The organism is Reinekea sp. (assembly GCF_982785585.1).
Window position 1 is genome coordinate 1 of the sequence record NZ_CEYAVF010000005.1, and the last position, 9,345, is coordinate 9,345.

At 53.1% G+C, this 9,345-nt stretch carries 7 protein-coding genes; all 7 read left to right on the top strand.

The features are described 5' to 3' along the window. The first annotated feature begins 559 nt into the window (after window positions 1-559). A complete protein-coding gene (locus AC4FIC_RS03325; RefSeq protein WP_100256980.1) occupies window positions 560-2,026 on the top strand; it encodes a sigma-54-dependent transcriptional regulator in 1,467 nt (488 codons plus the stop codon). Between the two features lie 172 nt (window positions 2,027-2,198). Beyond that, entirely contained in the window at window positions 2,199-3,419 is a 1,221-nt protein-coding gene (locus tag AC4FIC_RS03330; protein WP_158524322.1) for a sensor histidine kinase, read from the top strand. 5 nt (window positions 3,420-3,424) lie between these two features. After that, window positions 3,425-4,837: a sigma-54-dependent transcriptional regulator gene (locus tag AC4FIC_RS03335; RefSeq protein WP_100256982.1), complete on the top strand. Its 1,413-nt coding sequence runs from the start codon at window positions 3,425-3,427 to the stop codon at window positions 4,835-4,837. Window positions 4,838-5,077: 240 nt separating this feature from the next. Beyond that, the gene (gene fliE / locus AC4FIC_RS03340; RefSeq protein WP_227003796.1) at window positions 5,078-5,533 is read left to right on the top strand and encodes a flagellar hook-basal body complex protein FliE; all 456 of its coding nucleotides are present in this window, start codon (window positions 5,078-5,080) and stop codon (window positions 5,531-5,533) included. Between the two features lie 36 nt (window positions 5,534-5,569). Continuing rightward, window positions 5,570-7,342 carry a flagellar basal-body MS-ring/collar protein FliF gene (gene fliF / locus AC4FIC_RS03345; protein WP_227003797.1) on the top strand — a complete coding sequence of 591 codons (1,773 nt, stop codon included), beginning with the start codon at window positions 5,570-5,572 and terminating at the stop codon, window positions 7,340-7,342. Further along, window positions 7,335-8,390 (top strand): flagellar motor switch protein FliG, encoded by a 1,056-nt coding sequence (gene fliG / locus AC4FIC_RS03350; RefSeq protein WP_287418791.1) that lies wholly within the window; start codon window positions 7,335-7,337, stop codon window positions 8,388-8,390. The genes fliF and fliG overlap by 8 nt, the downstream gene beginning before the upstream one ends. 14 nt (window positions 8,391-8,404) lie before the next feature. Further along, window positions 8,405-9,345: flagellar assembly protein FliH (locus tag AC4FIC_RS03355; protein ID WP_476195180.1), on the top strand; the 941-nt coding region annotated here is incomplete at its 3' end.

The following is a 9,345-nucleotide window of genomic DNA, read 5'->3' on the forward strand; positions in this document are numbered from 1 at the left end:
TATGGCATTAGATTTATGGCATTAGATTGGCGTTCGGTTGGCCTTACTTTACCCGCGCTCAAAAATCGCCGATATCATTGTTTTGGTCGATCCGACGGCTGTTTTTTGTCACTATTGGCAATGGTGTCGATCAGGCTGATAGTATTATCAACTTGTTTTATCAGATCGGCATTTCTTAAGCGCTTAGGCCTAAATTCGCCATATTGGTTGGCTCGCGCTCGCGGCTGAAAAAATTATCTTTGTTAGCCCTGTAGTTCTGTCAGTCGCCTCTGTGGCTATTTTAACAGAAAACACCCCGCCCCCTTGGTTACCCGCAAAACGACTCCCTAAGGGCCTTAGAGGGCCTTGTAGGCCTTTTGACGCGCTATGCCAAAAATTCGTCAATAAAAAACCACAATAATTTCACTCAGCAAAAAAACCTTAGTCATTAATTTGACTAATTGTAATTTTGCGTCTTTACTACGCCAATAATTTGAAAAGCCAATTTGTTGACGGGTCTTAACCCGGTCAAGGCCAGTAGTTTTCACTCAAAGAAATACAGACGCTTGGAGCAGTTCGGATGTGGAGAGAAATAAAGCTGTTATTGGTTGAAGATAATGACCAGCGGCGCCACGATCTTAAAGTGATATTGGACTTCTTGGGTGAAGACAGCATAGCCGTCTGCGGTGAAGATTGGCTGGCCAAGGCCAAGGATTCGGTCGACAGTGCGACCGACCTGGTTGGTATTTTGATCGGTGACATGGGCCAATCCCTAGCCAAGGCGATCGAGTCTGTTAAGGACTGGGATGCCGGTGTACCGGTCATTCTTTTGGGTGAGCACCCCGACAGCGAGCTGCTCGATGACGAGTTGCGTGCGCGTATCATTGCCAAGCTCAGCTTCCCGCCAACCTATAATAAGTTGCTCGATACCTTGCATCGAGCGCAACTGTATCGCGAACAATACGACCTGACGCGCGGACGGGATCAGCGTCGCGAACTCAATCTTTTTCGCAGCCTGGTAGGCAGTAGTCGGAGCGTGCAGACTGTGCGCGAAATGATGGCCCAGGTCGCCGATAAAGAGGTCACCGTGCTCATTACCGGGGAAAGCGGCACTGGTAAGGAGGTTGTGGCACGTAACCTTCATTACAATTCCCATCGCCGACATAAGCCCTTTGTGCCAGTAAACTGCGGCGCTATCCCGGTTGAACTGATCGAAAGTGAATTGTTTGGTCATGAGAAGGGCGCCTTCACCGGCGCCATTACCACCCGAGCCGGTCGATTTGAGATGGCCGATGGCGGTACGCTATTTCTCGATGAAATCGGCGATTTACCACTCAATATGCAGGTTAAGCTGTTGCGTGTCTTGCAGGAGCGCACCTTTGAGCGTGTCGGCGGCAGTAAAACCTATTCGGCCGATGTTCGGGTCGTGGCGGCCACTCACCGTAATTTAGAAGAAATGATCGAGCACGGCAGTTTTCGCGAGGACCTGTTTTATCGCCTGAATGTGTTCCCGATCGAGATGCCGGCCTTACGTGAGCGACATGAAGATATACCGTTGTTGTTGAACGAGCTGGTGGCGCGTCTGGAAAATGAGAAGCGCGGCTCCATTCGCTTCAACTCTGGCGCGATAATGTCCCTGATTCAGCATGACTGGCCGGGTAACGTGCGGGAGATGGCGAACCTGGTTGAGCGTTTGGTTATCATGCATCCCTACGGCGTCATCGGTGTCCAGGAGCTGCCCAATAAATACCGTCACGTCGATGAACAGGATGATGATTTTTTACCGCTTAATGTGATTGCATTGGCCGATGAAAGCCGACCCTATGTGATGTCCGAGCAATCCGCCGCGTTATTGCCGGTAAACGGTTTGGATCTCAAGGAATACCTTACGGATCTGGAAAAAAGCCTTATTCAACAAGCCTTGGACGACGCCCAAGGGGTGGTGGCGCGTGCGGCTGAAAAGCTGCATATCCGCCGCACCACCCTGGTCGAAAAGATGCGCAAATACGATATCAACCGCCGGGATGTCCTCAATCCGGTCGATTAGCGCGGTCCGCTGCATGCCCGCTGGGCTAATGCGGGGCAGGTCAGCGCATGATCAGGGGGCAGGCCGCCGTGCGCGCCCAAGCAAAACCGGCAACAAATTGCCGGTTTTGTTTAAAACTGGCACTTCCTTTGCATTCCCTCCAATACCGTCAAATTTTTGAATGTATATGCCTATGCAAGCTGTATCTCGAACTTCGGAAGCACCGGCCGCCGCCGTAACAGATCTTAACAAACAGTCTCTGGAAGAGTTGCAGCAAGCGTTCTCGACCTTTACGGCCATGAGCGAAGAACTCTCCGGTAGCTATCAGGTGCTCGAACAACGGGTTGTTGAGCTCAGCGGTGAGTTAGCCAGCCTGTCGGCGCAGCGACTGACCGAGTTGAATGAGAAAGAGCAGATTGCTGAACAACTGGCTAGCCTATTGCGCCTAATGCCGGCTGCTGTGGTGGTGCTCGACAACAAGGGTTTCATCGATCAAACCAATCCGGCGGCGGAGAGCTGGCTCGGGCAGGCCATGGGCTTCCCCGACACCGAACGGCTGCTAGGCAAGGCTTGGCGGCAAGTAGTCCGCCTGGCGTTCGCTCCAAAACAAACCGATTACCATGAAGTGAGCCTAGCCGATGGCCGGCTGGTGAGCCTGGCCACCAGCCCGCTCGATAATTCCGGGCAGCTCATCATGATGACCGATCACACCGAAACGCGAGCCTTGCAGGCCCAGGTCGCGCGCCAAGAACGGCTCACGGCAATGGGTCAGATGGTTGCCTCGCTGGCACATCAGGTGCGTACGCCCTTGTCGGCGGCACTGCTCTACGCCTCGAACCTAAAAAGCCCGCGCTTAACACCGACGACCCACAATCAGTTTGTCGATAAGTTGGTTGGTCGCCTGCATCATCTGGAAAAACAGGTACAAGACATGCTGCTGTATGTCAAAGGGGAGTGTCAGCTGCTTAATCGCCTGACCCTAGATCAGGTCGTCAACCTTTTGCAGGAGGCGGTTGCCGGCTTGCCGGGACCGGCACAGGCGCGTATTCATTGGCAATTGCAGCCGTCCCATGCTCAGGTGCAGTGTCAGTCCGATGTATTAATTAGTGCCTTTATGAACATTATTAACAACGCATTGGAAGCCGGGGATGCCCAGGGGACCTTGACCATTAGCAGTCAGGTGCTCGACGGGCAGATTGAGATCGCCTTTCGGGACACCGGCCCCGGCATGAGCGCGGCTCACCTGGCAAAAGTGCAGGAGCCCTTCTTTACCACTAAGAGCCATGGCACGGGCTTGGGTGTGCCGGTATTGATCGCGACAGTCAAGGCGCATAAAGGTCAATTGAACATAAGCAGTCAATTAAATGTTGGAACCGAATTTAATGTCACTTTGCCCATATTTGTTGAGAGGTAACTGCAGTGAAAATCCTAATAGTCGAAGATGACGCCAGCTTACGGGAAGCCGTGAGCGATACCCTGACGTTACAGGACTACGCTGTGGTCTGTGCCGAATCGGGTGAGTCGGCAATTGTCGCGCTCAAAGAGCAATCTTTTGATTTTATCGTCTCCGACGTTAGCATGCCGGGCATGAGTGGCCACGATTTACTCGATTATGTGCGGCAAAACTACCCGCAAATCCCGATGTTATTGGTGACTGCCTATGCCGCGGTCGATAAGGCCGTCGATGCCATGCATAAGGGCGCTGTCGACTACCTGGTAAAGCCCTTTGCACCGGATCAGCTGATCGATTTAATTGAACAACACAGTCCACGGCTGCCCCAGTCGGGCAGTGAGCCGGTCGCCGCCGATGCCGCCAGTCAGCACGTTTTGGCCCTAGCGCGTAAGGTCGCAGTAACCGACAGCACCATTTTAATTTCCGGCGAAAGCGGCACCGGCAAAGAGGTGTTGGCACGCTATATTCATCAACACTCGGGTCGAGCCAATGGGCCCTTTATCGCCATCAATTGTGCGGCCATTCCGGAAAACATGTTGGAAGCAACGCTCTTTGGTCATGAAAAAGGGTCCTTTACCGGTGCCGTTGCCAGTCATCCGGGTAAGTTTGAACAGGCCAATGGCGGCACCATCCTGCTCGATGAGATTTCCGAGATGGATATGGGCTTACAAGCCAAGCTGCTGCGCGTGCTGCAAGAAAAAGAAGTCGAGCGCATCGGCGGTCGCAAGGTGATTGAGCTCGATGTCCGTGTCTTGGCGACGACCAACCGTTCGATGGCCGAGGAAGTCAGCTCGGGCCGGTTTCGGGAAGATCTATTTTACCGCTTGAGTGTGTTTCCCTTGCAGTGGGCGCCATTGCGCAACCGTAAGGCCGATATCCTGCCATTGGCCGAGAATCTATTGCGTAAACATGGCCAAAAAATGCATAAGCCTGGCTTAACCTTTGATGAGAGCGCCAAGGTGGTCTTGTTGGCGCATGGCTGGCCGGGTAATGTCCGAGAATTGGATAACGCCATCCAACGTGCCCTGATTCTGCAGAGTGGCCAGTGGATTAGCGGATATGACTTGGGTTTGTCGGGTGAGCATTTGATTGATTTTGAGGCCCATCGCGACGCTTTGATCGTGGCCTCAGGCTCGACCGATTCCAATGTCGATTTGCCGGCAATGGTTACATCGGCCCCGGGTAAAAATGAGGGCATCCACGCCGATATGAAACATCGTGAATTCGAACTGATTTTGAACGCTCTGCGGGTGCACAGCGGGCGTAAGAATCGCGCCGCAGACCACTTGGGTATATCATCCCGAACGTTGCGTTATAAGTTGGCACGGATGCGAGAGTTGGGTATGGATGTGGATTCTGCGATTGCCGGAATACGCTAAAATAACCTATCATTGTGGCAAGTATAAGACCTGCGGTGCAGGGGTCGGCCGGGCGCTTCCGCAGTATTAGCCGGCGCGGCACGCAAATGCTCAGAAAACGGTCATAGTTGGCCTGTGTATTGCTAAATCCTATTAGTTAGACGGGTTTGTCAATTTAGTGCCTGTATATTGTCAGCTCTTGGCAAAAGCAAAAAGATAGATTCCGAAATAGACTGAAAATTGACATAAGCTGAGGTAAGTATGGTAGATCGAGTCGATATACAGGGTGTGCTTGAGCAGATGCGTTCAATACGCAGTCAGGTTACCCCGCCAAGTGACCAAGATGCCTCTAACTCAGCCTTTGCCAAGACCATCGAGCAGATGCGTAAGCAGATCAATAATTCCAGTCAAAGCAACCAGCTGCAGCAACAGGTCGAAGCGATTGGCGGTGAGTTTTCTGGCTCGGTGACGGCCCCGACGCCGACCGGGTCGGTACCGAGTTTTGGCGATATGTTCAAATCGGCTGTCGATACGGTGAATAGCAATCAAAAAACGGCCAACGAAATGTCATCCCGCTACGAGCAGGGCGATCCCGGGGTGGATCTACCCGAGGTGATGATTGCCTTGCAAAAATCGAGTGTGTCTTTTCAAGCGATGACCCAGGTCCGTAACAAAATGATTGAAGCGTACAAAGAAATCATCAACATGCCACTCTAACGAGTCGCCTGTTAACCCTATTTAGCCGGAATCCCTATGACAGAAAATGTACCCGCGGCAGCAAACACCCAGATGAGCCCTAGCAAGGGCTCAGCGGACGACGCTCAGCTGCCCTCATCCAACTTTTCACCGGCAACCAGTGATCGCTCGGACCTGATCGATAAGGACGACATCCCTGAGAGTCGGATGCATCCCCTTGTCGCAGGGTTCAATAAATTAACTATGGCCCGACAATTCGGGTTATTGGTGGGTTTGGCCGCCAGCATCGCCTTGGGTCTGAGTGTGGTGTTGTGGTCACAAAAAGATACCTATAGACCGCTGATGAACAGTACCAACAGCTTTGACGCCCGAGGCTTGATCGAGGTGCTGCAGGCCAATAAGTTAGAATTCGACATTGATCCGGCCAGCGGCGTGATATTGGTCAAACAGACCGATCTCCACGCGGCCCGTCTAGCCGTTGCCGGAGCCGGCCTGTCCGATGATCAGACCGTGGGTTACGAGTTATTGGATGAATCTCAGCCCCTCGGTCAATCCCAGTTTATGGAAAATGCTCGCTATCTGCGTAGCTTGGAAGGCGAATTGGCGCGCACTATCGCGTCCATCAATCAGGTCAAGACGGCGCGTGTCCATCTGGCTATCCCCAAGCGATCGGTTTTTGTGCGCGATCAACGCGAACCAACCGCCTCGGTGTTCACCGAGCTGTACGCCAGTTCCGAACTGGATAAGAGTTCGGTCAAGGCGATTCGCAACCTGGTGTCGACATCCATTCCAGAGTTGTCTGCCGCCAACGTGTCCATTGTTGATCAGCGCGGCCGGCTGCTCAGTGATGACGAAGAGAATCGCGAAGAAGAGCTGACCAATCGTCAGTTTGATTACCAGCGTAAGGTTGAAGACAATCTGTTGGCGCGGGTGAACTCAATTCTAGGCCCGATCATTGGCTCTGATAAATTTCAGGCGGAAGTCACCGCCGATATCGATTTCACCAAAGTTGAGCAATCCGAAGAGCTGTTCAACCCCGATTTGATTGCGATTCGCAGCGAACAGACGGTCAATGAGCAAATGGCGAGCGCTACTCAGGGCGGGATTCCGGGCGCGTTGACGAACCAGCCACCAACCGATGCGACCGCGCCGGAAACCCTACCCGACGGCACTGCTGCGAACACCACCCCGATATCAACGCGCGATGAAGCGACCCGTAACTATGAGGTTGACCGGACCCTGAGCTTCACCCAGTTTCAGCAAGGTCGAGTGCGCCGTCTGACCGTTGCAGTAGTGGTCGATGATCTGAGTATTTTGGATCCAGATACCGGTGAATTTGTCGAAAAGGAGTGGGACGACGCAGCGATTCTGCGACTGAGAACCCTGGTGCAAGATGCCGTTGGTTATGATGTGTCGCGGGGCGACAGTATTAACGTGATCAACTCAACCTTTAGGGAGATAGCAGAAGTCGAGGTCTTAACCGCCTTTTATGAGCAGCCCTGGTTTTGGGTCATTGTAAAGCAGGTCTTGGCCGGCATATTTGTCCTTATTCTGTTATTTGGTCTATTACGACCGGCGATACGCAACCTGCTCGCCAAGGGTACCGATGAGCAGGACGAGAGTGCTGAAGACGCTGCGCTCGCCAATCTCGATGTAGACGAATACCTTATTGCGGACGACCGAGTCAGTTTGAATTCGATTGATGATTTCTCCTTGATGGGCCCCTCTGAAAGTTTTGAGCGGCAGTTAGAAGTCTTGCGCGGCTTGATCGCGGAAGACCCCGCCCGTGTGGCCCTAGTGCTTCAACAATGGATAACGAGTGATGACTGAAAACGCTAAGTTACCGGCCACCACGGGTGGCGACGATTATAAGAAATCGTTGGTTGGCCTGCCCAAGGCGACCCGAGCCGCCATGTTGCTGATGAGCGTCGGTGAGCAAGATGCCGCCGAAGTTCTTAAGCATATGGGGCATAAAGAAGTTCAACAGGTCGGCACCTCCATGTCGGTGATGCCCAATGTTCGCCAAGAGCAGATTGAGGGCGTGGTGAAGTTGTTCCTAGAAGAGGTCAGTGGCCAAAGCAGCATGGGCGCCGGTGCCGATGAGTATATTCGTAATATGCTCAACAGGGCCTTAGGCGAAGACAAGGCGGGGGCTCTGATCGATCGTATTACCATGGGCGGCAGTACCTCCGGTTTGGACACCCTGAAATGGATGGAGCCGAGGGCCGTAGCCGAAATCATCCGCAATGAGCACCCCCAGATACAAACTATCGTCTTGGCCTATCTGGATCCGGATCAGGCGGGCGATATTCTGGCGCATTTCACAGACAAGGTTCGCCTCGATATTGTTATGCGTGTGGCCGCATTGGAAAGTGTGCAGCCGGCCGCCTTGCAAGAATTAAATGCAATCTTGGAAAAGCAGTTCTCTGGTTCCGCCGGCGGCCAAGCTCAAGCTTTGGGTGGTGTGAAAACAGCTGCCGAAATCATGAACTTCCTCGAATCGAGCATTGAGGCTGAAATCATGGGTGGCATTAAGGATGTCGATGACGATCTGGCGACCCAGATTACCGATCTGATGTTTGTCTTTGCCGACCTCGTTGATGTTGATGACCGTGGCATCCAGGCACTCTTGCGTGAAGTCAGTACCGATTCCTTAAAGCTTGCCTTACGTGGCGCGGACGATGATTTGTCTGAGAAGTTGCTCGGTAACCTGTCCAAACGGGCCGCTGATATTCTTAAGGATGATATGGAGGCCATGGGGCCTGTTAAGATTTCAGAGGTCGAACAGGCTCAGAAAGAGATTTTGGGTATTGCCAAACGAATGTCGGAAGCCGGCGAAATAATGTTGGGTGGTGCCGGTGCTGAAGCCATGTTGTAACAAGGGGGACGTCTATGTCTTCTGATAGTAAGCCAATATTACGTCGTAAAGATGTCATCAGCGCGGCCAACTTGCCCCTGGTGAAATGGGACAAAAATGGTCTCGTGGTCGATGGTGCGCCTAAAGCGAAGGCCAGCGCCGAGGTCGTTGAAAGCGTCGACGAAGTGGCGCATGAAACGATAAAGGCACCGACCGTAAAGGAACTGGAGTCGATTCGTGAGGATGCCTATAACGAAGGCTTCGAGCAGGGATTTGAAAGTGGCATGACGCAGGGTCATTCAGCAGGCCAAACCGAAGGCCACGCCGAAGGCCTAATTGCGGGCCAAGAAAAAGGTACCGAGCAGGGTCTTGCCGCCGGAACCGCCAAGGGCGAACTGGCCGAGGCAAAGAAAAACAAAGAAAAGCTAGCGGTGTTTGAAGCACTAACAGCCGCCTTTAAGGCGCAAATGCCGCATGAACAGGCCGAGTTGGAGCAGGCCCTGTTATCACTGTCGATTCGTATTGCGCGCCAGATAATACGCGACGAGTTGCGCGCGGAGCCCAGCCATATCGCCGCGGTGGTGCATGCTGCGGTGCAGAGCTTGCCCAACCCAGATGAGAAGTTGACGCTATCGGTCAATCCGAGTGAATTGGAGTTTGTCACCTCGTTTGCCGAGAAGCACTGGCAACTGGAGGGCGACGTCAAGGTCAGTGTCGGCGGCTGTAAAATTAAAACTCAATACAGCTACGTCGACTATACCTTGGAACACCGTTTTGATGCCGCCGTTAGACATCTGATGACCCAATTAGGCGAGGACAGTGCGAAAGCATCCCAATCGCCCCTGTCGGAGCAACCGTTGATCGGAGAGCTAGGCGAGCCTGATGCCGATCTCGCGCAAGCAGAGCTCGAAGCCGAACCGGTTGTGTCTGAAGCTGAGCCTGAGCCAACAGTAGCCGAAGCAACAGCGCCGAAAGC